Origin of the sequence: Chitinophaga niabensis, from assembly GCF_900129465.1 — a bacterium.
Classification (GTDB): domain Bacteria; phylum Bacteroidota; class Bacteroidia; order Chitinophagales; family Chitinophagaceae; genus Chitinophaga; species Chitinophaga niabensis.
This window is the reverse complement of the sequence record NZ_FSRA01000002.1, coordinates 35,430-60,522: the sequence shown is the minus strand read 5'-3', so window position 1 is coordinate 60,522 and position 25,093 is coordinate 35,430. Positions and strand designations below refer to the sequence as shown.

Annotated in this window: 14 protein-coding genes; 13 read left to right on the top strand and 1 reads right to left on the bottom strand. The window is 46.2% G+C overall.

Annotation, left to right across the window (positions count from 1 at the left end; genetic code table 11):
- The first annotated feature begins 40 nt into the window (after positions 1 to 40).
- From BUR42_RS17180 to BUR42_RS17120, 13 genes are all read left to right on the top strand, one after another.
- Complete coding sequence (locus BUR42_RS17180; RefSeq protein ID WP_234979706.1) at positions 41 to 685, top strand: sterol desaturase family protein; 645 nt, start codon at positions 41 to 43, stop codon at positions 683 to 685.
- A 9-nt stretch (positions 686 to 694) separates the two neighbouring features.
- Positions 695 to 1,954: a Na+/H+ antiporter gene (locus BUR42_RS17175; RefSeq protein WP_074240685.1), complete on the top strand. Its 1,260-nt coding sequence runs from the start codon at positions 695 to 697 to the stop codon at positions 1,952 to 1,954.
- Between the two features lie 139 nt (positions 1,955 to 2,093).
- Positions 2,094 to 4,319, top strand: a complete 2,226-nt coding sequence (locus tag BUR42_RS17170) for a DUF7133 domain-containing protein (protein ID WP_074240684.1) — start codon at positions 2,094 to 2,096, stop codon at positions 4,317 to 4,319.
- Positions 4,320 to 4,328: 9 nt separating this feature from the next.
- Positions 4,329 to 6,503, top strand: coding sequence for a GH92 family glycosyl hydrolase (locus BUR42_RS17165; protein WP_074240683.1), 2,175 nt, complete (start codon positions 4,329 to 4,331; stop codon positions 6,501 to 6,503).
- Positions 6,500 to 7,753, top strand: a complete 1,254-nt coding sequence (locus tag BUR42_RS17160; RefSeq protein ID WP_074240682.1) for a glycoside hydrolase family 99 protein — start codon at positions 6,500 to 6,502, stop codon at positions 7,751 to 7,753. The genes BUR42_RS17165 and BUR42_RS17160 overlap by 4 nt, the downstream gene beginning before the upstream one ends.
- 5 nt (positions 7,754 to 7,758) lie before the next feature.
- Entirely contained in the window at positions 7,759 to 10,194 is a 2,436-nt protein-coding gene (locus tag BUR42_RS17155; protein ID WP_074240681.1) for a glycoside hydrolase family 95 protein, read from the top strand.
- A 582-nt stretch (positions 10,195 to 10,776) separates the two neighbouring features.
- On the top strand, positions 10,777 to 13,869 hold the full coding sequence (locus BUR42_RS17150; RefSeq protein ID WP_074240680.1) for a SusC/RagA family TonB-linked outer membrane protein: 3,093 nt from the start codon (positions 10,777 to 10,779) through the stop codon (positions 13,867 to 13,869).
- A gap of 28 nt (positions 13,870 to 13,897) precedes the next feature.
- Complete coding sequence (locus BUR42_RS17145) at positions 13,898 to 15,448, top strand: RagB/SusD family nutrient uptake outer membrane protein (RefSeq protein WP_074240679.1); 1,551 nt, start codon at positions 13,898 to 13,900, stop codon at positions 15,446 to 15,448.
- A 9-nt stretch (positions 15,449 to 15,457) separates the two neighbouring features.
- Complete coding sequence (locus BUR42_RS17140; protein WP_074240678.1) at positions 15,458 to 16,360, top strand: FKBP-type peptidyl-prolyl cis-trans isomerase; 903 nt, start codon at positions 15,458 to 15,460, stop codon at positions 16,358 to 16,360.
- Complete coding sequence (locus tag BUR42_RS17135) at positions 16,350 to 18,938, top strand: glycoside hydrolase family 78 protein (RefSeq protein WP_234979705.1); 2,589 nt, start codon at positions 16,350 to 16,352, stop codon at positions 18,936 to 18,938. The genes BUR42_RS17140 and BUR42_RS17135 overlap by 11 nt, the downstream gene beginning before the upstream one ends.
- A gap of 75 nt (positions 18,939 to 19,013) precedes the next feature.
- Complete coding sequence (locus BUR42_RS17130; protein ID WP_074240677.1) at positions 19,014 to 21,974, top strand: glycosyl hydrolase; 2,961 nt, start codon at positions 19,014 to 19,016, stop codon at positions 21,972 to 21,974.
- On the top strand, positions 21,971 to 23,005 hold the full coding sequence (locus BUR42_RS17125) for a metallophosphoesterase (RefSeq protein WP_074240676.1): 1,035 nt from the start codon (positions 21,971 to 21,973) through the stop codon (positions 23,003 to 23,005). Before BUR42_RS17130 ends, BUR42_RS17125 begins: the two co-directional genes overlap by 4 nt.
- 89 nt (positions 23,006 to 23,094) lie before the next feature.
- Positions 23,095 to 24,672 carry a glycoside hydrolase family 172 protein gene (locus BUR42_RS17120; protein ID WP_074240675.1) on the top strand — a complete coding sequence of 526 codons (1,578 nt, stop codon included), beginning with the start codon at positions 23,095 to 23,097 and terminating at the stop codon, positions 24,670 to 24,672.
- 2 nt (positions 24,673 to 24,674) lie between these two features.
- Here the strand turns inward: BUR42_RS17120 and BUR42_RS17115 are convergent, their stop codons facing one another.
- The gene (locus BUR42_RS17115) at positions 24,675 to 24,980 is read right to left on the bottom strand and encodes a polyhydroxyalkanoic acid system family protein (protein WP_074240674.1); all 306 of its coding nucleotides are present in this window, start codon (positions 24,978 to 24,980) and stop codon (positions 24,675 to 24,677) included.
- Between the last annotated feature and the right edge of the window lie 113 nt (positions 24,981 to 25,093).

The following is a 25,093-nucleotide window of genomic DNA, read 5'->3' as shown; positions in this document are numbered from 1 at the left end:
GTCAAGCCTATGTGAAGCATTATTAAGGTTATCTTCCCCTATGTTATGGCTCCTCTTTCTGGCGGAGAATGCAGCTATTACATTCCTCGTGTTATATACCGGGCGGTTAGTGCAGGGGAGGCCTTATGTTTATACACGTAGGGAATGGGGCATTTGTGCTGTCACGAATATGTTGAACACGGTAGTAACCTATGCGGGTTTCTGGATGTGGAAGGAGGGATGGATCACTATCACGATGAACATTTCATGGAAGGTGATCACAGATTTCCTGCTCCTGTTCTTTGCCATGGACCTGCTGATGTTTGTATTTCACTTCATCATTCACAAAACCTTTCTCTTTAAAATAGTTCACCAACTACACCACGAGGCTGTACACCCGAAACCAATAGATCTTTTTATATTACATCCTGTTGAAACAATGGCTTTTGGAGGAATGTGGCTGGCTTTATTGCTGCTCTACCCTTTCAATATATATGCCATTGTGATCTACCTGGTGGTAAATGTGGTGTTCGGGCTAACAGGTCACTTAGGGATGGAGCCATTGCCGGCAGCAGTTCGCAACCTCCCTGTAGTGAGGTACCTGGGTACTTCTACTTTCCATCATGATCACCACCAGGATGTACAATATAACTTTGGTTTTTACACCAGTATCTGGGACCGGTTGTTCGGAACGCATAAGCATTAAAGCGAAGGCATGGAAAATTACAGCGTAGTCATTATTATCCTGGCTGTTATGATCGGGTTGTCTGCCATTGCGGACAAGGTCAGGCTGCCATATCCTATTTTACTGATCAGTGCAGGGATTGCAGTGGGTTTTATTCCTGCGTGGCCGAACATAGAACTGAATGCTGAAGTGATCCTCCTGATCTTCCTTCCTCCTTTATTATACGACGCTGCTTTCAATATCTCCTTCCGGCAATTCCGGACGAACATTAATACCATCAGTACTTTAGCGATCTCGCTGGTGTTTATAACGGCAACGGGTATAGCGGTTACAGCCCATTACCTGATCCCCGGGATGACCTGGCCCCTGTCTTTTGTATTGGGGGCTATCCTTTCTGCTACAGATGCTGTGGCGGCGATGAGTATTACGAAGGGGCTGGGGCTTTCGCACAAAACCAATACTATCCTGGAAGGGGAGAGCCTGGTGAATGATGCCTCTGCCCTGGTGGCTTACCGGTTTGCGGTGGCGGCTGTTACGGGTACTGCTTTTGTATTCTGGAAGGCTACACTGGAATTTGTGATCTTAATGGCAGGCGGTTTTTTAGTGGGCTTTTTTATGGCGAAGCTACTGGGAAAGGTGTTGCAGTATGTGCATCGAAATTATCTTGTTACCATCAGCTTCATGTTGCTGATGCCATTTGTTACCTACCTGGTAGCAGAAGAAATGCATGTATCCGGGGTGATCGCAGTAGTAATACTGGGCCTGGGTATTTCGCGGTTCAGCAGGAAATTATTACCGGATGGTTTACGGCAGCAGAGTAAGTCTTTCTGGGATGTGATCATCTTTTTGCTGAACGGATTGATCTTTATCCTCATCGGCCTTCAATTTCCTTATGTAGCCAAAAGCCTGGAAAGGGACCAGATCCTCCTGTATATCGGTTATGGTTTTATTATTACGATAGTGGCTTTGGTGATCCGGGTGGCGCGGGTATTTGGGCAACGGGTCAACCTGGAACGGGCTTTTAAAAAGGGGAAGGGGCGCATCACAGAACATGCCCTGCTGGATTTTAAAAACAGCCTGATCATTAGCTGGTCCGGTATGCGGGGAATTGTTTCCCTGGCTATCGCTATCGGGTTGCCGGTAACTTTGAAAGATGGAAGTCCGTTTCCGCAGCGGGCGGCCATTATATTTATTTCCATTGTGGTGGTTTTGTTTACGCTCATAGGGCAGGGGCTTACTTTACCCTGGCTGGTGAGGAAGTTGAATACAGAGGAAAAGAAAACTGTTTAACCTGCTTTTTTTAAAAAATAATATAGCATTAACCCCTGTTAGTGCATTTGTTAGCCCTTTTATTAACGTTTATTAATCCTTTATTAATCCTCTCCTGCTTACTTAGCATTACGTTATGTAAATCATAAAAATGATACAAATGAGAAAGTATGGAGCCTGGGTATTCCTGGTGGCAGCGCTTAGCCTGTTTGCCTGGAAATGTAAGGTGTCTCAGCAGGCGCAAATTGTTCAACGGGATGGATCAGGGAAGATCGTTGTTAACCCGCATCCAAACCCTGCCTACCTCTCTGTAAAGGAAAGTATGGAATCCATTCAGCTTCCTCCCGGCTATAAATTACAACTGGTGGCCAGCGAGCCGATGATCAAAGAACCGGTGGCCATTGCCTGGGATGGCAATGCGAGGATGTATGTGGCAGAAATGCGCACGTATATGCAGGATATTAATGGTACGGGTGAAAATGAGCCGGTCTGCCGCATCTCCCTGCTGGAGGATACGAACGGGGACGGGGCGATGGATAAATCTTCGGTATTTATCGACAACCTGGTGCTGCCCCGCATGATGTTATGCATCGGGCATAAACTACTGGTGAATGAAACTTTTACTTACGATATTTACAGTTACGAAGATACAAATGGCGATGGCGTAGCGGACCGGAAAGAACCTGTTTATAAAAACCCCAGGGCAGACACGCGCAACCTGGAACACCAGAAAAGCGGGCTGGTATGGAATATGGACAACTGGATCTATGTGAGCTGCGACCCTGTGCGTTACCGTTATACCAAAGGGAAGTTAGTGGCAGATACACTCACCAACTCCCCCGGCGGGCAATGGGGCTTGGCCAATGATGATTATGGCCGCATGTATTTCTCCAGCGCAGGTGCGGAAATTCCGGCACTGGGTTTTCAGATCAACCCGGCTTATGGTTTGTATAATCCGAAAGACCAGTACGACCAGGAGTTCCTGGCGGTATGGCCCATCATTGTTACCCCCGATGTACAAGGCGGCATGAACCGCTTACGCCCTGATACTACCCTGAATCATTTTACAGCAGGTTGCGGGCAATCCGTTTTCCGGGGAGATGCATTACCCGCAGACCTTAAAGGTGATCTCATCATCTGTGAGCCGGTGGGAAGGCTGATCCGCAGAGCGAAAGTTTCTACCAGTGAAGGGAAGGTGACGCTGCGGAATGCTTATGAGAAAGAAGAGTTCATGGCGTCCTATGATATGAATTTCCGCCCGGTGAACAGTACTACAGGGCCGGATGGCTGTTTATACATTGTAGATATGCATCGCGGCATTATCCAGGAAGCCACCTGGACGAAAGAGGGGAGCTTCCTCCGGCCACGCATCCTTCAAAAAGGATTGGAAAAGAATATCGGGCGAGGACGGATCTATCGTTTGGTGCATGATGGATATAAACCGGGACCTAAACCCCGGCTGCTGGATAAGCCTGCCAGTGCTTTGCTAACCTACCTCGATCATCCCAATGGATGGTGGCGGGAGAATGCGCAAAAAGAGATCATTGTTTCAGGAGATCAATCCGTGGTGCCTGCTTTGCGGCAAATGGCGGTAAGCAAAACAAACAGTCATCTTGCGCGTATACACGCTTTATGGACATTGGAAGGTTTGGCTGCCATTGATAAACCTACGCTCTTTGCTGCGATGGATGATAATGATCCGCAGGTAAGGAAAGCTGCGGTATGGATCAGTGAATCGCTGCTGAAACAAAATGATGAACAGGTGCTCGATAAACTGGCGGAACTGAAAAGCGATACTTCTTCCCTGGTGCAGGTGCAGCTGGCTTTAACAATAGGGCAGAGCAAAATGGAGGGAGCACGTTATGTGGAAGGTCGTTTGAAAGCATATTCTCAATATCCGGGTGTATTGGATGGTGTGAGCAATAGCCTGGAAGTAGCAAAGAATACAAAACTTTTTGGTGGCAGACTGGCGAATATGCCGGCGGCGCATCGCAACCTGATCCTGAATGGTGCGAATATCTATAAGCAGTTATGTTCTACCTGTCATGGCCCGGATGGTAAAGGTTTGTCGGTGGGGGATGCTGCTGCAGCAGCGCCTCCTTTTGTAGGTTCCAAAAGAGTGGATGGAGATAAAGTAGCGATGATCCTCATTATGATGAACGGGCTCTCGGGGCCTGTTGATGGAAAAAATTACCCGGATGTGATGGCGCCTTTCGGCGCTACGAATAATGATGAATGGGTAGCTTCCGTGTTAAGTTATATCCGCTACAATTACGGGAAAAGTAAAACGCCGGTGGTGGATGTGGAAAGTGTGAAACAGGTAAGGGCAAAAACTTCCGCAAGAAATACTTTCTGGACGATCGCAGAATTAGAGAATATTAAATAACGCATTAGCATGAATTTTAAGAGCATTATCACTTGCGCACTTATGGCTATATCCGGTGTGGCAAGGGCACAATCACTTACTTCTTATGTAGACCCTCATATTGGTTCCGGTGGTCACGGCCATGTATTTGTTGGTGCCAGTGTTCCTTTCGGGGCTATACAGCCCGGCCCCACCAATATTTTCAAGGGATGGGATTGGGATTCAGGATATAATTATGGCGATAGCATCCTCATTGGCTTTGCGCACCTGCATTTGAATGGTACCGGTATCGGCGACCTAGGAGATATACTCGTGATGCCGTACACAGGAGATATTAAAACGGATAAGGGAACAGAGAAGGAACATAGAACAGGTTATGCTTCCTTATATTCTCATCAGCAGGAAAAAGTAAAGCCCGGTTATTACAGTGTGCTGCTGCAGGATTACAACATCTTTGCGGAGTTGACCGCTACAACACGTGTGGGCTTTCACCGGTATAAGTTCCCCGGTGGCAAAACGGCAAGGGTGATCGTTGATCTGAAAGAAGGTACGCAGGATAAAGCCGCAGAAACTTTTATTGAGCAGGTGGATGAACATACTTTTAAAGGGCATCGTTTTTCTACGGGCTGGGCTAAGGATCAACGCGTGTACTTTGCTATCCGTACTTCCCTTCCCGTTAAGCAGTTCACTGTTTATAATAAGGAAAAAGGATTGATGAGCTTTGATGAAACTACCAGGCAGCTACAGATGAAGGTAAGCGTATCTTCCGTAAGCGCAGACAATGCACTGGCTAATATTGCGGCAGAAGTGCCCGGCTGGGATTTTGATGCTGTGGCTAAAAGCGCGGATGAACAATGGAATAAAGAGTTGTCAAAGATCAAAGTGGAAACGAAGGATGTAAAGAGCAAGCGCATCTTTTATACTTCGCTCTATCATACCATGATCAACCCTTCCGTGTACAGTGATCATAATGGCGATTACCGCGGGCCGGATAAAAAGGTATATGAGAAAGCACCTTATACCAGCTATACGATCTTTTCCATGTGGGATACCTATCGTGCGGCGCATCCTTTGTATACGATCATAGATACAGAAAGAGCAGCAGACATGATCCGCACCATGTTGTCTATTTACGAACAGCAGGGCAAACTGCCTATCTGGCATCTGTATGGCTATGAAACAGGCACTATGGTGGGCATCAGTAGTTTGCAGATCATTGCCGAAGCTTACCTGAAAGGAATAAAAGGGCTCGATGCCACTAAATTGTTCGAAGCCATGAAAGCTACGGCTAACACAGATTATCGCGGCCTTGATTATGTGAGGGACCTTAAGCCGATCCCTGCGGATAAAGTACGGGAATCAGTGGCAAGGGGTTTGGAGTATGCGATCAGTGATGCGAGCATTGCTGAGATGGCAAAGAAAATGAACCGCCAGGAAGACTATAAGTATTTCAGCAAAAGGGCTTCTAATTATCAATTGTATTTTGACCCTGCTACCAGGTTCTTCAGGGCGAAACTTTCCGATGGTTCTTTCAAACCGGATTTTGATCCTATGCGTGCGCCGGACCATGATTACACGGAGGGCAATGCATGGCAGTATCTCTGGCTGGTGCCATACGACGTTCCGGGGCTTTCAAAACTCTTAGGGGGTGATGCTGCTTTTGCCAGTAAACTGGATAGCTTCTTTTCCCTTAAAATGAAAGCAGATATAGACCTGGCAGACCTTACAGGATTGATCGGGCAATATGCGCATGGAAATGAACCGGGCCATCATATTCCGTACCTCTATGCTTTTGTGGGGCAGCAATGGAAAGTAGCGGAAAAAACGCGATACATCATGAAGGAATTCTATCATGATCAGCCGGATGGTATTGTAGGGAATGAGGATTGCGGACAGATGTCTGCCTGGAATGTATTTTCTTCTTTAGGTTTTTACCCGGTGTATCCTGCTGCTGGTGTATATGTGATCGGCAGCCCCTCTGTTGATAAAGGAACGATACATACTTCCTCCGGGAAAGATTTTGTGATAGAAGTAGTAAATAACAGCCCGGAGAATATCTATATACAGAAGATAGAGCTAAATGGAAAGGCTTATACCAAAAGTTATCTCCTGCATACAGACCTGATGAAAGGAGGGAAGATAAAGATGTTCATGGGTGCGCAGCCCAATTATAATTTCGGAAAATTAAAAGCAGACAGACCATGAAAAAATATTTCTTTGGATTGATCGTACTGGTAGCATTAGCTGGTTATAGAACAGATGAAAAGTATAAACCGGATCCCCATACCCTGGATAAGAAAGTGATGTTCGGTTACCAGGGCTGGTTTGGCACCCCTAATGATGGTTCTGGCCTGGGTTACTGGAAACACTGGTTCCGCAACAAACCTGATTCCGGTTTTGCCACTTTTGATTTCTGGCCGGATATGCGGGAGTATCCTGCAAATACACAGGAAGCCACTAATATGAAATACGCAGATGGTTCGCCAGCTAAAGTATATTCCGCTTATCACTACGGTGTGGTAGACCTTCATTTCAAATGGCTGCAGGAGCACGACCTGGACGGTGTGTTTCAGCAACGCTTTGTAACGGAACTGAAGGGCAGGGCCTCTCTGAAGCATTTTACCCAGGTGGTGAGGAATGTGAAACAGGCGAGCGAAAAATATGAGCGGGTGTACTGCATCATGTATGATATCTCCGGTGCAGGGGAGCAATGGAAAGAGATCATTGAACGGGATTGGAAATACCTGGTGGATTCACTGGAAATTACCAAAGGCAAGTCTTATCTTCATCATGAAGGCCGGCCGCTGGTAGCTATCTGGGGGCTTGGTTTTGATCATACTACTTTTGCTTCTGCGGCAGAAACAGATTCTTTGCTGGAGTGGTTTCATAAAAGTGCTCCCAAAAAATACCAGGCAACCATCATGGGTGGGGTGAACAATAACTGGCTGCATCATCAGAATGAATGGAAGCCGGTGTATGATAAACTGGATGTGATCAGCCCATGGTCTGTAGGGCGTTATAAAGATCATGCAGGGGCGGATAAATTCAGGGATACGGCTGTGGTGCCAGACCTGGCTTATTGTAAAAAGAACAGGATCGATTATATGCCGGTGATATGGCCTGGGTTTTCATGGTATAACCTGCGGAATGGCAGAACACCTTTTAATCAGATACCCCGGAATGGTGGAAACTTCTACTGGCATCAATCTTATAATGTGATCAGTGCTGGTGCGAATATGGTGTACATTGCCATGTATGATGAAGTGGATGAAGGAACGGCCATGTATAAACTGGCGCCTACGGCAGCAGAGAAGCCGGTAAGTGCAAAATATCTTTCGCTGGACCAGGATGGTATTGCTTTGCCGCCGGATTGGTATCTTCGTTTGGCCGGGGCTACCAGTCAGATCGTTCGTGGAAAGGCCGCCAATGTTTCTACTATTCCCGTTAAACCGTAAAACTGATGTTCAGAAAATTGATCGGATTATTATTGATCTCCAGCTGTGCCTTTGCGCAGCATAAGTTATGGTACAACGCACCTGCGGGTACTGTTTGGGAAGCGGCATTGCCATTGGGGAATGGGCGCCTCGCCGCTATGGTGTATGGTAACCCTGCTTCAGAACTGATCCGGTTAAATGAATCCACTATCTGGAGCGGAGGGCCTAACCGCAATGATAATCCTGATGCGCTGGCTGCTTTACCGGAAGTGAGGAAGCTGATCTTTGAAGGGAAACACAAAGAAGCCGGTAAGCTGGCCACGGAGAAGATGCAATCAAAGATCCATGGCATGAAGTATCAGCCGGCAGGAGATCTGAAACTGGATTTTCCGGGGCACAATATATTTGAAAACTATTACCGGGAGCTGGACCTTGAAAGCGCAACAGCAAAAACAACCTATCGGGTGAATGGAGTGCAATACACACGAAGTGTATTTGCCACCGTACCGGGGCAGGTGATCATTGTGCGGCTGACAGCTGATAAGCCCGGTAGTATTAGCTTCATAGCATCACTTGCAACGGAGCATAAACCATCTGCTGTTTCAGTGACAGGGAATGATGAATTGATTATGACCGGTACATCGGGTAGCAAAGATGGTGTGGCAGGAAAGGTAAAATTCCGCACGCTGGCAAAAGTACGTGCGGAGGGTGGAAGTGTTAAACCAGCCGGCAATGCAGTAAGTATTACAAATGCGAATGCGGTAACGATCTATATTTCTATTGCCACCAATTTTGTGAATTATAATGATGTTAGCGCGGATGAAGGTAAACGTGCGGCAGCTTACCTGTCAAAGGCGTTACAGCAGAATTATGCTGCTTTGCTGAAGGCGCATGTAGCGGCATATCAGAAATATTTCAACAGGGTGAAACTGGACCTTGGCAGCACAGATTCCACGAAGAACCCTACGAATGTGCGGCTGAGGGATTTTGCCAATGGGAATGATCCGCAGTTTGCCTCCCTGTATTTTCAGTTTGGCCGTTATCTGCTGATCTCTGCCTCTCAGCCCGGAGGGCAACCTGCAAATTTGCAGGGGATCTGGAATGATAAGATGGACCCGCCATGGGGGAGTAAATACACCATCAATATCAATACGGAAATGAATTACTGGCCGGCAGAGGAAACTAACCTTACTGAAATGCATGAACCACTGGTAAAGATGGTGCAGGAATTATCCGTAACAGGGCAGGGTACTGCGAAAACGATGTATGGTGCCCGTGGATGGGTAACACATCACAATACAGACCTCTGGCGTATATCAGGGCCGGTAGATCCTATCTTTTATGCAATGTGGCCAATGGGTGGTGCATGGCTGAGCAGGCATACCTGGGAGAAGTTCAGTTACAGCGGCGATAAAAAATACCTGCAAACAGTTTATCCTGCTTTAAAAGGAGCCTCGCAATTCTATCTCGATTATCTTATAGAAGAACCTTTGCATAAATGGCTGGTAGTAGCGCCTTCCATTTCTCCGGAGAATGCCCCGAAAGCCCGTCCGGGGGTTTCTATAGCGGCAGGTGTTACCATGGATAATCAGATAGTGTTCGATCTGTTCACCAATACTATTCGTGCAGCAGAAGTATTACAGGTGGATAAAGAAATGGTGGAGGAAATGAAAGCTGCGCGTAAAAGATTACCACCTATGCAGGTAGGCCAGCATGGCCAGTTGCAGGAGTGGCTGGAAGATCTGGATAACCCGGATGATAAACACCGGCATGTATCTCATTTATTCGGCTTACATCCCGGGAACCTGATATCAGCTTACCGCACACCGGAATTATTTCAGGCTGTGCGTAATTCGCTGATCCAGCGGGGAGATATATCTACCGGTTGGTCTATGGGCTGGAAGGTGAACCTTTGGGCAAGATTACTGGATGGGGATCATGCCTATCAGCTTATCCGTAACCAGTTAACGCCGACGGGATTGAATAAAGGAGAGAACAGTGGCGGCGGTACTTATGATAACCTGTTCGATGCACATCCTCCTTTTCAGATAGATGGTAATTTTGGTTGTACGGCAGGCATTGCGGAAATGCTGGTGCAGAGCCACGATGGAGCGATTCATCTGTTGCCTGCTTTGCCCCGGCAATGGCAAAATGGGAGTGTGAGTGGTTTGCGTACGCGTGGAGGATTTGAGATAAAGGAATTGGTGTGGAAGAATGGGCAGGTAGAAAAGCTGGTGATAAGATCAACGCTGGGAGGTAATTGCCGTTTGCGTGTACCGAATGCACTAAAAGGTTTGAAGGCAATAGTAAAAGAAGAAAATCCTAATCCTTTCTTTGCGGTAGAAAATATTCCGCAGCCAATTATTTCCAGCAAGGCGAAACTTTCACCGCTTGTTTTGAAGGAGACTATATTATATGATGTGTTTACCCAACCGGGTAAAACCTATACTTTTTCCAATTAAGGAGATAATAGGATGCAATTGCTCAACGCTATACTTTTTCCAGCTAAGCATAATATGATGTGTTTACCCAAGCAGGTAAAACCTATACTTTTTCCAACTAAGGAGATAATACGATGCTATTGCTCAGTGTTATATTTTTCCAGCTAAGCATAATATGATGTGGTTATCCAACCGGGTAAGATGTATACTTTTTCCAACTAAAGGCATCGCCCCAACGCCTGTAAATACTCATCCTGTTGTAAAACGCAGGCATACAATCATTTAGCTCCAACCCCTTCTTACTTCCCTTTAAAGGCGGTTTAATTCTATTTAAATACTTTACATTTTGTTAACGCAGTTAACTAGTAACTTCTGGCTATTAGGGCTTTCTTTGCATTGAAATCAGGCGTTTGGGCTTACTTAGGGACAAATATGTCAAAAAGTGCATTAAAAATGCTTTTTTGGTATGTTTAATTATGTTTAATAATGTTTTATATTTGGGCTACTAGATTGTCAGAGGACCAGTCATCTCCCACGACCTCCTTTTGACATTACGGCTCATACCAAAGGGGCCCGGACCACTAATGAAAAAAACTGAACAACATGCGTGCAAAAATCTACTATTCCATTATGAAGGAGGGGCGTGTCCTTCTATTCTTATGTCTACTCCTCTGTGCCGCATCTGCATTTAGCCAGACAGCCACAGAGCGCAAGATCAGCGGAAACGTTACGGATGAAAGCGGCTTGGCGCTTCCCGGAGTTTCCGTATCAGTTAAAGGATCCCGCACTGGTACTTCTACCGGCAACGACGGTTCCTATTCCATCAACGCAGCAAAAGGTACCACCTTATTATTCCGCTTTATCGGATTTGAAGAGCAACAGGTCGTAACAGGAGAGGCATCTGTTTTGAATGTTCGTCTTAAACCCTCTTCCAGTTCACTGAATGAAGTAGTGGTAGTGAGTTACGGTACACAAACCAACCGTTCCGTAACAGGTTCTATCGCTACGATCAAAGCAGCTACCATGGAGGATTATCCGGTAGCACAATTCACACAACAGTTACAGGGTAAACTGGCGGGTGTACAGATCAATGCAGCCAACGGTCAGCCCGGCAGAGGTATGGAAGTAAGGATCCGGGGAGCAGCTTCACTGACTGCCGGTAACTCTCCATTGTATGTAATTGATGGTATTCCTATTACGGGCAGCATCAATAATATTAACCCTGCAGAGATTGAAACATTTACGGTATTGAAAGATGCATCTGCCAGTGCATTGTACGGTTCCCGTGCAGCAAATGGCGTGGTATTGATCACTACCAAGCATGCCAAACCCGGAGAGTCTAAAATTCAACTGAGCGCTAATTATGGTATTCAGGCTGTACCTCAGCGTGGCAGGCCGGATATGATGAACGCGCGTGAGTTTGCAGAATTCCAGAATGAATTCTACCAGGACAGGGTGAAGTATGAAAACTATACCGGCGCATTGAACCCGGTGTATGCCAATCCGGAACGTTATGGAGAAGGTACTAACTGGTTCGACTATATGATGCGTGAGGCCGCTATCCAGGATTACAATGTAACGATCTCTACAGCTAAAGAAAATTCTTCTTCCACCATCGTAGCCGGATTTTTTAACCAGGAAGGTGTGATGAAGAACACAGATGTAAAACGTTTCTCCCTGCGTATGAACCAGGATTTTTCCCTGAGCAGCAAAGTGAAAGTAGGATTTGGTTTAGCTCCCAGCTACAGGATAGATCACAATGCACGGATCAATTCAGAAGGGGTAGGCCAGTTGCTGAGCGCTGCCGTGAAATCATCTCCTTTAATTTCCCCGGTGGATGCAAATGGTGAGATGCCTTATTCTTCTTCCTCACCGGGCATGATCGCCAACACCAATCCCTACAAGATCCTGATGTTGACGAAGGATGATTATAAAACCACCAGGCTGCTGGGCAATGCTTATTTCAATTATGAATTTTTAACAGGCCTGACCCTGAAAACAAGCATAGCGCTGGACCTTGGCAGCGAAAGCCGTAACCGCTTCATTCCTAAATCAATTTCCGGTGCAGCAGCTCCCGGCCAAACAACGTCAACCACAGAAGCTACAGGTACTTATTCTTCCGTTAATAACTATTCCTGGACGGCAGATGCGAACCTGAACTATGTAAAAACATTTGCAAAAGATCATAACCTCGAACTGCTGGCTGGTTACTCCGTACAGAAATTTGAATCCGGCAGCGGGTCTGTGAACGGCACCAACTTCCCCAATGATGAAATTCCTTACCTGAACCAGGCTACCTTGATCTCTTCCGGTTCCAGCAGCGCGTATGCCTATTCGCTGTTGTCTGTATTAGGTCGTGTTAACTATAACTACAAAGGAAAGTATCTCCTGGAAGCCGCGATGCGGCAGGATGGGTCTTCCCGCTTCGGTAAAGCCAGCAAATACGGGTTCTTCCCTTCTGTTTCTGTAGGATGGGTACTGAGTGATGAAGCCTTCATGAAAAGCATTCCCGTGATCAATCTCCTGAAGCTGCGTGCCAGCTATGGTGTAACGGGTAATAATGATATCGGTAACTATAAATTCATCTCCGGCATCGGCAACTATAATTATGTGTTTAATAACACATTGGTATCCGGCCAGAGCATCAGTTCCCTGGAGAACTCAGAACTGGCCTGGGAGCGCAATAAATCCTTTGATATAGGGTTAGACCTTTCCGTGCTCAACAACAGGATCTCCTTTACTTACGACTACTATCACAAGCTAACGGATGGTTTATTGTATGATACACCTATTCCCCGAGCATCCGGTTTTACTGCTATTGCATATAACGTAGGTGCCTTTAAAATGTGGGGGCATGAGTTCACGATCAATACGGTGAACCTTACCGGTAAACTGAAATGGAATTCGAACTTTAATATTTCCTTCGATAAGAACCAGGTAGTGAAACTGGTAAGTCCGGGTTATATAGACAGGAGTGCAAGTGTGAACTCCGGCTACTATCGTAACCAGGAAGGATATCCTTTGGGGATGTTCTATGGTTATATCAATGATGGGATCTACCTGACGCAACACGACCTGGATAACCAGGCTGTTCAACCTACTTCCCGTATCGGTACCGTAAGATATAAAGATGTGAAGGCAGATGGGGTGATCGATGTGGGTGACCGTACTTTCATCGGTAATCCTAATCCTGATTTCATTTTCGGATTCACGAACACTTTCGAGTATAAGAAGTTCGACCTGGCTATTTCCATGTCAGGCTCTGTAGGGAACGACATTTTCAATGCCACGCATCAGTATACAGAAAACCTGGATGGCGCATTCAATATTGCGAAGTCTGCCAAGAACCGCTGGCGTTCACCGGAAAATCCGGGTAATGGTTATTACACCAGTACCTACACTGGTACAACTGGTCCATGGAGAGCTGCACAGAGCCTGTTCATCGAAGATGGTTCTCATCTGACAGTAAAGAACATCACGCTGGGTTATAACTGCCCTGTAAGAGGATTGCTGATGAAGAATATCCGTTTATATGCGTCTATCCAGCAGGCATTTGTACTCACTAACTATTCCGGCCTGAATCCGGAAGTAAGCCTGGAAGGGGAAGCTTCTTCCGGTAAAGGTATTGGTATCGACGAATGGGCTTATCCTATTCCGCGTACTTTTTCTTTTGGCCTGACAGCTACCTTTAAATAACATCAGTTCATTTCAATTATCCATAGATATGAAAAGGATACTTAGCTTTTTCAGCATATTAACGATACTTATTTCTTCCTGTAACAGTGCATTCCTGGACCTTACGCCGGAAGACCAGGTTTCCTCTGCTTCTTTCTTTAGAACAGAAGAACAATTCCGGTCGGCATTGGCTACAGCTTATCAGCCCCTCAGGGATGTGATCAGTTATGACTATTATGGCGCAGAGATGCGTTCTGATAATACACATTATGAGTTCTATTCTATTGACAGGGGGCCTGCTTACCTGGAAAGGGAGAACATTGCAGACTTCCTGGATGTAAGCACCAACTCTTATACCAACAACCTGTACTACCAGCCTTACAAAGGTATTTCCCGTTGTAATATTGTGCTGGACAGGATTGCGGCATCTTCTTTATCTGATGCTGCAAAGGCAGATATTGAAGGCCAGGCGAAATTCCTGCGTGCCTGGTATTATTTTAAACTGGTAAGGTATTTTGGCGGCGTGCCTTTATTCCTGAAAGAAGTGCGCACGCGGGAAGAGTCTTACCTGACCCGTTCAACAGCAGACCAGGTATATGCCAGCATTATTGCAGATGCAAAAGATGCTATCACAAAACTGGCCAACCCTGTATTCCCGCAAAGTGGCGTTGCCACCAAGGGAGCTGCTACCATGCTGCTCGCAGAAGTGTATATGACGCAAAAGAATTACCCGGAAGCAGAGCCTTTACTGAGAAACATCCTCACCATGGGTTACTCTTTGCTGCCTGTATATGCGGATGTGTTTAAGACGGCTAACAAGAACAGCCGGGAATCGATCTTTGAAGTGCAGTACCTGCAAGGTAACCAGGGGCAGCAGAGTAACTTCATTTATATATTTCTGCCTAAATGTACCAATACCACCGTTCTTACGGGTGTGGCTACCAATAACACCAGCTCTGCCGGTGGTGGATGGAATACGCCTACAAAGGATATGATCAATGCGTATGAAGCAGGGGATAAACGGAAGGATGCTTCTATTGCTGTTGCGGAAGGCAGTTATAACGCGAGCCTTGTTTTTACACCTACTGCGCTGAAAAGCATAGTGAACTATGTTCCGCCAGCCGGAAAGATCGGGGTGCCTTTCATTAAGAAATACCTGAACCCGCACACCGTTGCGAATAACACAAACGATAACTGGCCTGTGTACCGTTATGCAGATGCATTACTGTTGCTGGCAGAATGTTTGAATGAAAGGAACAAAGCAGGAGAGGCTTTGCCTTACTTAACCGAAGTGCGCGACAGGGCTTTTGGTGCAGGTGTTTCTCCTGTTACCACAACAGATCAGGCATTGCTGAGGGATATCATCGCACATGAAAGAAGGGTAGAGCTGGCATTTGAGAATCACCGCTGGCACGACCTGGTGCGGACGGACAAAGCTATTGCTGTGATGACGGCACATGCTGTTGCCCTGAAAGCTGAATTCCCTTACCTGCCTGCTAATTCTTACCAGATAGATAAGAACAAACTGTTATTCCCGATACCATTCAATGAGCGGAGCTTAAACCCGGCATTGACGCAGAATGATGGATACACTAACTAAAGATGGAATTTGGAAAGTAAGCATGCCATAAGTTTTACTGCAAAAGCTGCCTGTTTTTTACAGGCAGCTTTTGCAGTTATTTTCCTTTTGAGTGGATGTGATCATCCTTTCCGGAAAGGAGAAGGGGAGATGTTGTATAAGGTCCTGACAGATAAGGGTGGGCAACATATAGGGATAGATGATTTTGTGTCATTTTCTTATATTGAAGAATCGGAGGATGGGCAGGTGATCTCCAGGTCTGAGGATTTTGATGACAGGCCTGCTTTGATGTTCCGGGAGCGGTCCAGGTTTAAAGGGGATCTTTTTGCTGCACTGGGATTATTAGGTGAAGGAGATGAGGGTGTGTTCAGGATTAAACATTCAATATACAAGGTGAAGGTCCATCAGGTGATCACCCGTGGAAAACTGGATGATCGTTCTTTCAGCAATAAAATTGAGGAACTGAGGGCTGCGGAAAATATTAAAGCGCGTGACCGGGAAGCATCCAGGGTAGCGGATTTTGTTGCAGCAAATCAGGTGAGGGAAGGAACTGTTGCTGGATTGCAATATAAAGTGCTGAAAGAAGGAGCGGGCAAAAAGGCTTTGCCCGGAGATACGATAGAAGTGAATTATACCGCCAGTTACCTGGGCGGTAAAGTTTTTGAAACTACGGATAGCCAGGTTGCGAAGAAAGCGGAGATATATAATCCGCTATTGCCGTACAAACCTATGGCAGTAACTATTTCAGGAGGTACTCATTTATCAGGGTTTGAGCAGGCCATGTTGCTGTTCCCGAAAGGAACGGAAGCGTTGTTAGTGATCCCCTCCGCGTTAGCATATGGGGTAGCCGGAAAAGGGGCCATTCTCCCATATACACCTATAGCCTGTACAATAAGCATATCAGATATTAAATTCCAACGTAATGATGATTAAAAGACTATTTTTTTTGCTACTGTTCACCGTTCATGTTTCGGGGGTATCAGCCGCCTTTGTTGTAAAGGAGTTGACCTGCGACTATAAAGTGAATCCCCTGGGGATCGGTCACCTAAAGCCGCAGCTTAGCTGGATACTGGTTTCCTCAGATAAGAATGTATTACAATCTGCCTATGAGATAAAAGTGAAAGAAGGTGGGCGTGCGGTATGGGAAACGGGAAAAGTGAACTCGGCGCAATCTGTGCATATTCCTTATGAAGGAGAGGCATTGCAGTCCGGGAAAAAGTATTCCTGGCAGGTAAGGGTATGGGATGATAAGGGCAAGGCGTCTAACTGGAGTGAAGTGAATACCTGGGAAATGGGTTTGCTCGCTTCTGCTGACTGGCGCGCGAAATGGATTGAAGCGAAAGATACCACAGGTGGTAAGGTGGGCCCTGCACCAATGTTCCGTAAGAACTTTACCGTCTCCAAACCCGTGAAGAGCGCCCGTTTATATATAACGGCGCATGGTTTGTATGAAGCTAACCTGAATGGCAAAAGAGTAGGGGTGGATTATTTCAGGCCAGGATGGACCAGCCGTAAACGTTTACAGTACCAGACCTATGATGTGGCTGCTTTGCTGCAAAAGGGCCAGAACGCAGCAGTTGTAACAGTGGGCGATGGCTGGTACAGGGGCAATCTTGAATTCAATAATAAACGGAATACTTATGGTAAGGAAGTGGGCCTGCTGTTTCAGCTGGTAGTGACTTATGCAGATGGTAGTACGGAGCAGATCAATTCAGATGGAACCTGGGAGTCGAGTTTTGATGGGCCTGTTCTGGCTTCCGATATTTATAATGGAGAAACATATGATGCGCGGAAAGGAATTCCTTCCGTTTGGGATGGAGTGCGTGTGGTGGATATCCCTAAAGATAACCTCGTAGCGGAAACAGGTCCTGCTGTAACTATGCACGAAAATTTCCAGCCGGTTAAAATGATCACAACGCCTAAAGGTGAGGCGGTAGCAGATTTCGGGCAAAACCTTGTTGGCTGGGTGAGACTGCGTGTGAAAGGTAAAGCAGGAGACACCGTGGTATTGCATCATGCGGAAGTGCTGGATAAAGAAGGCAACTTTTATACAGATAACCTGAGAGGCGCGAAGCAGGAGAACAGGTTTATCCTGAAGGGTGGAGAGGTTGAAGTGCTGGAACCACATTTTACTTTCCAGGGATTCCGGTACGTAAGGGTTTCCGGCGTAATGCCTGAACAACTAACAGCCATTGCACTGTATTCTGATATGAGGCCGGCTGGCAAATTTGAATGTTCTAATCCTTTGATCAATCAATTGCAGCATAATATTCAATGGGGCCAGAAAGGAAATTTCCTGGATGTTCCTACTGATTGCCCGCAGCGGGATGAACGGCTTGGCTGGACAGGGGATGCACAAGTGTTCTTCAATACTGCTGCATACAATATGGATGTGGCGGGCTTCTTTACCAAATGGCTGAAAGACCTCCGGGTAGACCAGCATAAGAATGGCAACGTACCTGTGGTGATCCCCGATGTAAGAACGCCTAAGAATGCAGGTTCTGCCGGATGGGGAGATGTGGCTACCATTATACCCTGGAACTTTTATGTAACCTATGGTGATAAACAATTGTTGCAGGAACAGTACCAGAGCATGAAGGCATGGGTAAACTATATCCGCAGCATCAGTAAAGATCATCTCTGGAACAGCGGCCCGCATTATGGCGACTGGCTCTTCTATATCCCTAATGATGATAAGGATGGGAAGGCTGCGATCACGGATAAATTTTTAATCGCGCAGGCTTTCTATGCTGCTTCCACACAGAACCTCATTAATGCTGCAAGGGTTTTAGGCCATGATGCGGATGTGAAAGAATATACCGCTTTACTGGATACCGTGAAGAAAGCGTTCCTGTATGAATATGTTGCTCCCAGTGGCAGATTGGTGTCCAGTTCGCAAACGGCGTATGTGCTGGCATTGAACTTTGATCTGTTGCCGGAGGAGCTGCGTGCTTCTGCTGCAAAACGGCTTGTGGATAATATTGCTGCATATGGGAATCACCTCACTACCGGGTTTTTGGGTACACCTTATCTCTGCCATGTACTCACGCGGTTTGGATATAATGATGTAGCGTATAAATTATTGCTGCAGGATACCTATCCTTCCTGGTTGTATCCTGTAAAGAAAGGTGCCACTACCATATGGGAGAGATGGGACGGCATCAAACAGGATGGTTCTTTCCAGAATGTGGGCATGAACTCTTTTAATCACTATGCCTATGGTGCTATCGGCGACTGGATGTATAAAGTGGTGGCAGGCATCAATCCACAGGTGGGATATAAACATATTGTGATTGCTCCTAAACCCGGTGGCGGGCTTACTACAGCCAGCGGGTCTTACAAAACATTGTATGGAGAAGTGAAATCTGCCTGGAGCATAGCAGGAGGTGTTATTAAGGTAGATATCACCATCCCCTGTAACACTACTGCAACTATTACTTTACCCGGTAAAGATGAGCAGCTGGCAGTTGGTTCAGGTGTTTATCATTACGAATATGCTTTTGCCCAATAGCGGACAATCCGCTGCAGTGAGTGACACAACGGCGGCTGATAGTATTACTATCGCCGGCTACATAAATCTTTAAAAATGGATAGAAGAAAATTTATCACAACGGTAGGTCTTGGTGTTAGTGCGGGATTCCTGAGCACTGGTAATGCTTTTGCGATCATGGCAGGCAATGATATGCGGCAGTTATTTGTGAACCCTCCTGATAGTGCAAGGCCGGGTTGTTACTGGTGGTGGTTCAATGGGCTCGTGAGTAAAGAAGGATTAACAAGAGACCTGGAAGAGTTCAGGGATAAAGGGATCGGGAATGTGTTACTCGTAAATTCTGCGGGTGGATTAGGTGGCGTGCAAATGCCTCTTGGTGCAAAATTCCTTTCCGATGAATGGAAGGAATTATTCAAACATGCCATCAGGGAAGCGAAACGATTGAATATTGATGTGGGGGTAAACCTATGCTCCGGCTGGGCAATGGGTGGCCCATGGATCACACCTGAAGTGGCAGGGCGCTGGGTGCTGCAATCAGAAATTACAGTTGTGGGGCCACAGCAATTCTCTGCTGCGCTGCCGTTGCCCGGTAACCGTTCCGGTTATGATCATGTATTTAATCCCCCGGGATTTAAAGATTATATAGACCTGCCATTGGAAAAGCTGGACTATCGCGATACTGCTGTGGTGGCTTTCCCGAGTAGCACTAAAATAGATGGCGAACGTGCAAAGCTCATCCCTGCTAAAACCAACCGTAAGGATGCCAGTAATTTCATCCGGCAAAAAGACCTGATGGAACCGGTGTTAGATTATTGGGAAACTTCTCCTTCAGATAAACCAGTGCCGGTTGCAAAGGTGATAGACCTTACTGCAAAAATGCGCGCGGATGGGCACCTGGAATGGGAAGTGCCTGCAGGTTCCTGGACCATTGTGCGGACAGGTCATAGAATGACCGGCTCCCGGTTAATGATTGCACAACCGGAGGCGGATGGCTTATCTGTTGGCTGGTTAAGTAGTGAAGGGGTAGATATACAATTTGAACATCTTGGAAAAGTATTGCTGGAACTGGCTGGATCAGTAAAGGGGAATACATTGAGATATTTCTGTGATGATAGTTTCGAAGATGGCTTTCCCAACTGGACGGCTAAGATCCTGGAGAAATTTTCTTTCTATAGAGGATATGATGCGCGTCCTTATTTACCAGTGATAGCAGGGTACATTATTACTTCCGCGGAAGTTTCTGATCGCTTTTTGCATGACTATCGCAAAACGGTTGCGGACTGTATGGCGGATGGGCATTACAAACGTTTTGCAGAGTTATGCCATGAGCATGGATTGAAAGTGCAGAATGAATCTGCAGGGCCAAGCCGTTCCGGTACGATGTGTATGGATGGTTTGAAGAACCTTGGCCGCAGTGATCAGCCGATGGGAGAATTCTGGCTGGGGCTTCGGCATGATGAACCTGGTGGATTGGATGATAATTTAGGATATGGAGTTTCCCGTTTAGAAAATGGACAGAATAAAGTGACGAAGATGGCAGCTTCTGCCGGGCATATTTATGGGAAGAAAATAATTCCTGCGGAATCGTTCACCACAATGCGGCACTGGAATGATTATCCCGGTAATTTAAAACAGGCAGCAGACAGGGCTTATTGCGAAGGGATCAATCGTTTGGTGATCCATACTTCCACTTCTACCCGTCCGGAAGATGGAAAGCCGGGTTATGAATATGGTGCAGGTACACACTTTAATCCCAATGTTACCTGGTGGGATAAATCAGGTGGTTTCCTTTCTTATATGGCCCGCTGCCAGCATCTTTTGCAGGAAGGTATGTTTGTTGCGGATGTGCTGTACTATAATGGTGATTGGGCACCCAATATTGTAATGCCGAAACATATTGATCCTTCTCTTGGCTTTGGATATGATTATGATGTTTGTAATGAAGAAGTATTACTTACCCGTTTGGCAGTTAAGAACGGGCGGCTTGTTTTACCGGATGGTATGAGTTACCGTTTGCTGGTTTTACCTGAAACGGTGCGTATGCCTGTAGCTGTAGTGACGCGCCTCAAACAGCTTGTGCTGGAAGGTGCAACCATTGTTGGGCCTAAGCCTTCGATGGATCCTGGTTTGAAGGATTATCCCTCCTGTGATACTACCGTGAGCCGTATCGCTGCTGAGGTTTGGGGTAATTGTGATGGAGCGGATGTGACTTCTCATAAATATGGTAAAGGCCGTGTTTTCTGGAATAAACCTTTGCGGGATATTCTCATGCTCGATGGTGTTGCGCCGGATTTTTCACATGATAGTCCTTATGCTTTTATTGATTTCATTCATCGTTCTACAGATGAAGGAGAAGTTTATTTCTTAGCGAACCGTAATAACAGGATAGAGAAATTAGCCTGTCAATTCAGGGCCAGTGGTAAACCCGAGATATGGGACCCTGTATCCGGAGAAACCCGCGGAGCTGCATTCTCCATTGCCGGTGGAAGAGTATCTGTGCCTATGGAGTTTGAAGCGTTCCAGTCTTTCTTTGTAGTATTCCCGAAACGCAGCAGTTCATTGAAGGCGGAGCCTTTCCCTTCTTTTGCTCCTGTGCAGGAGATCAAAGGTGCCTGGAAAGTGAAGTTTGATACGGCATGGGGCGGACCTGCGTCTGTAGAGTTTCCTTCTTTGCAGGATTGGACGAAGCGGCCTGAGACCGGGATCAAATATTATTCCGGTACAGCCATTTATGTGAAAGAGATCACCGTTGCTGCCACGGGACGTTTATTCCTTGATCTTGGTGTTGTGAAGAATATTGCTTCCTTGAAATTGAACGGCAAGTCATTAGGCATTGTGTGGACGGCCCCCTGGAGAGTGGAAATAACTTCTGCCGTTAAACCGGGTACCAACCTGCTGGAGATAGAAGTAGTGAACCTCTGGCCTAACCGGCTGATCGGTGATGCTGCTTTACCTGCAGAACAACGTTTAACCCGTACCAATATTCCATTTAAAAGTGATGCGCCATTGTTATCCTCCGGATTACTTGGCCCTGTAACTATTAATCAATATTTATGAGACACGCATTTTTTTTAGCTGCACTGGCTTTGGCCGGTTGTGGAAAGAAGAGCGCTGATGCCGGCCCCGGGCCAGTGACACCGCCGGAAAATTTTGAAACAGAACTGAACACACCGGGAACTGCGGCAACTACAGCTCCGGGGGATTTCACCATCGTAGTGTTGCCTGATACCCAGTATTACCTTGGCCAGCCGCAATTAGGTGGAACGCCTGCGATGTTCAATGCACAGATCAGCTGGATCAAAAATAACCAGGTGGCGGAAAACATTGCTTACGTTGCGCATCTTGGAGATATATCAGAACATGGAGATAATCCCAACTATGCTGCAACTGAATGGAAACTGGCCAGGGATGCTATATATGGACTGGAAAACCCTGTCAGTATTCCTTATGGTTTAGCTGTGGGGAATCATGATCAGTATCCTGCCGGTAATCCGCTGACATCTACCACCAACTATTACAATAAATATTTTGGTGTGAAACATTATGAAGGCCGCCCTTATTACGGAGGGAACTATGGAGGGAATAATGATAGTCATTATGACCTGTTCAGTGCCGGCGGTATGGATTTTATTGTGATCTACCTTGAGTTTGATGATCAGCTGGTAAATGCAGGCGCGATGAATAACTGGGCGTATGATCTGCTGGGTGTGTATGCTTCACGGAAAGCTATCATCGTGAGCCATTCTATTATGGGCAATAACCCTGTGGCCGGATCTAACAGCACTCGCGGGAATTTCAGTGGACAGGGTTCCTCTATTTATGAGCGGTTGAAATACCGGTCGAATATTGTGATGATGATCAACGGGCATCATGGGGACAACGGGGAAGGTTATCGCGCAGATACATTTGAAGGGCATACGATCCATACCTTTTTATCTGATTACCAGAGCCGCCCGAATGGCGGCGGCGGGATGATGCGGTTGTATAAATTCGCTGTGGCCAGTAGAGAGATCAGGGTAAAGACGTTCTCTCCGGTTACGGGAGTAGCGGAGAGGGATGGGGATAGTGAGTTTACGGTGGCATTTTAACCGTTTTGCAACGGATTTTATCCTTTTCTGAAAAGTGTACCGAATGTTTTTATTTTAGTAGGCACAGTACTACAGTAAATTCAAACGTTATGGTACACTTCTTCAAACGGGCAGTGACCAGCTGCCTGTTGTTATCTTCTTTACTTGTGAATGCGCAGGAAGTGAGCTTGTCTTCTTTATTACGGGAGATGTCGTCCCGGAAGGCGCTGGCTTCTTTTCCCAATTACCTTTCTTTACAGGCTAGTAGTTATAACCGGGCCTCTGTTTCTCCTGACAGTGCGGGATGGTTTGCAGATAGTGATGGTACCGGTTTCATCCGGCAGGAGGGGAATGAATGGGTGGTGATGGAACATCAGGGCCCTGGTGCTATCACAAAAATGTGGGCGCCTTATTTTTATTACGGCGGGCTGGATGACCTTGAAGGCCCCATGATCAATATCTACCTCGATGGGCAGCTCGTGATCAGCGAGAATTTCTTTAAACTTATTACAGGCAGAGGCTCTGTTCCTCCGCCGTTTGCAGCTGTTACAGCAAGGGCCGGGAATAGTTACCTGCCTGTTCCGTTTGCCAAAAGCTGTAAGATCACTTTTAATAAAAAGCCTTTTTACAATATCATTAATTATCGCGGGTATCCCTCTTCTGTTAAAGTAAAGACGTTTACGAAAGCACAACTGGTGAATGCGCTGGATGAAATGGATTCCGTTTCGCGTGTGCTTCATTCTGTTTATAGTACAGGGGAGCTGATAAGCGGTAACAAAGAAATACAGATTAAGAAAGGGGGCGCTATCCATCAATTAGAGATCATGCTTGATCCTCACCTGATGAATGCAGATCCTTCTTTGTTGCGTTCCACCATCCTGGTTGCTGAATTTGATGGTGAGCAAACGATATGGGCGCCGCTGGGGGATTTTTTCGGCAGTGCCAATGCATTAAATCCTTTTCAAACCTGGACGCGAACAGTGAATGCGCTTGGCCAGATGATATGTACCTGGGTGATGCCGTTTAAGTCTTCTGCAAAAATTTATCTTACTGGTGCCGGAGCACATGTTACTAAATTGGCTGTGAAGTACCAGCCTTATGTATGGAATGAACGTTCCATGCATTTCCATGCCAGTTGGTTGAGTGATGAAATACTTGCAGGATCTTCGTTTAAGGACATGAATTTTATTGATATCAGGGGGAAAGGTGTGATAGTGGGAGATGCTATTACGGTATTGAACCCTGATCTTGGCTGGTGGGGAGAAGGGGATGAAAAGATCTATGTGGATAATGCCAGGTTCCCTACGCATTTCGGGACGGGCACAGAAGATTATTATGGCTGGGCTGGCGGAGAGAACCCCACCAAGGATGACGTGTTCTCCCACCCTTACCTGGCGAATATAGCAGTGGGCACTGCTACCAAAACAAGGCAGAATGTTCGCGGATTTAATATCTGCACACGGGTGCGGGCTTTGGATGCGATACCTTTCACCAGGCGCCTGGTGTTTGATATGGAGGCTTCGCCCGGGGTTGATATCAGGAATGCCTGGGATTTCCTGGGTTATTCAGCTATGGTGTACTGGTATGCCTTGCCGGGAGCGGTTTCTAACCGCGGAACTTTACCAGTTAAACCTATTATGACGCTAAGAGAGATTGATAGTTTGTCTTCTTCTGTGCGGAGGAAATAGACTTACTTTGAAAGGAGCGCTTTTGCTTTTTGTTCGATAAGATCTGAGATCATGCCTTTAAAGAAAGACAGGGCAAAAGGCAATTCACCTGTAATGGCAACATGATCAGGGTTTACCTGTAAGGTACCGGAAACATCAAATCCCTTTGCTGAAAAATTAAAATTACAGTCATTTCCTACCCATTCTTCGTCAACATGGGATATGATGTCCTTTTGTTCTTCTTTCAGATTGCTCAATAATTTTTGTATACGTTGCATCGCTTCTTCTTTGGAAAGCTGATGTGGTACTTGTAATGCTATACTGGACATTATGTATTTAATTAAGTATCAAGATGGTGCGTTTCAACGCATCCGGCAAATATACGTTTCTTTCTTCTTACCGGCATTTGATCTATTTAGCAAAAATACTAAAATATTTAGTA

Bases quoted from the DNA above. Each gene is read 5' to 3' on its own strand.
- BUR42_RS17180 (WP_234979706.1), top strand. From the start codon at position 41: ATGTTATGGCTCCTCTTTCTGGCGGAGAATGCAGCTATTACATTCCTC.
- BUR42_RS17175 (WP_074240685.1), top strand. From the start codon at position 695: ATGGAAAATTACAGCGTAGTCATTATTATCCTGGCTGTTATGATCGGG.
- BUR42_RS17170 (WP_074240684.1), top strand. From the start codon at position 2,094: ATGAGAAAGTATGGAGCCTGGGTATTCCTGGTGGCAGCGCTTAGCCTG.
- BUR42_RS17165 (WP_074240683.1), top strand. From the start codon at position 4,329: ATGAATTTTAAGAGCATTATCACTTGCGCACTTATGGCTATATCCGGT.
- BUR42_RS17160 (WP_074240682.1), top strand. From the start codon at position 6,500: ATGAAAAAATATTTCTTTGGATTGATCGTACTGGTAGCATTAGCTGGT.
- BUR42_RS17155 (WP_074240681.1), top strand. From the start codon at position 7,759: ATGTTCAGAAAATTGATCGGATTATTATTGATCTCCAGCTGTGCCTTT.
- BUR42_RS17150 (WP_074240680.1), top strand. From the start codon at position 10,777: ATGCGTGCAAAAATCTACTATTCCATTATGAAGGAGGGGCGTGTCCTT.
- BUR42_RS17145 (WP_074240679.1), top strand. From the start codon at position 13,898: ATGAAAAGGATACTTAGCTTTTTCAGCATATTAACGATACTTATTTCT.
- BUR42_RS17135 (WP_234979705.1), top strand. From the start codon at position 16,350: ATGATGATTAAAAGACTATTTTTTTTGCTACTGTTCACCGTTCATGTT.
- BUR42_RS17130 (WP_074240677.1), top strand. From the start codon at position 19,014: ATGGATAGAAGAAAATTTATCACAACGGTAGGTCTTGGTGTTAGTGCG.
- BUR42_RS17125 (WP_074240676.1), top strand. From the start codon at position 21,971: ATGAGACACGCATTTTTTTTAGCTGCACTGGCTTTGGCCGGTTGTGGA.
- BUR42_RS17120 (WP_074240675.1), top strand. From the start codon at position 23,095: ATGGTACACTTCTTCAAACGGGCAGTGACCAGCTGCCTGTTGTTATCT.
- BUR42_RS17115 (WP_074240674.1), bottom strand. From the start codon at position 24,980: ATGTCCAGTATAGCATTACAAGTACCACATCAGCTTTCCAAAGAAGAA.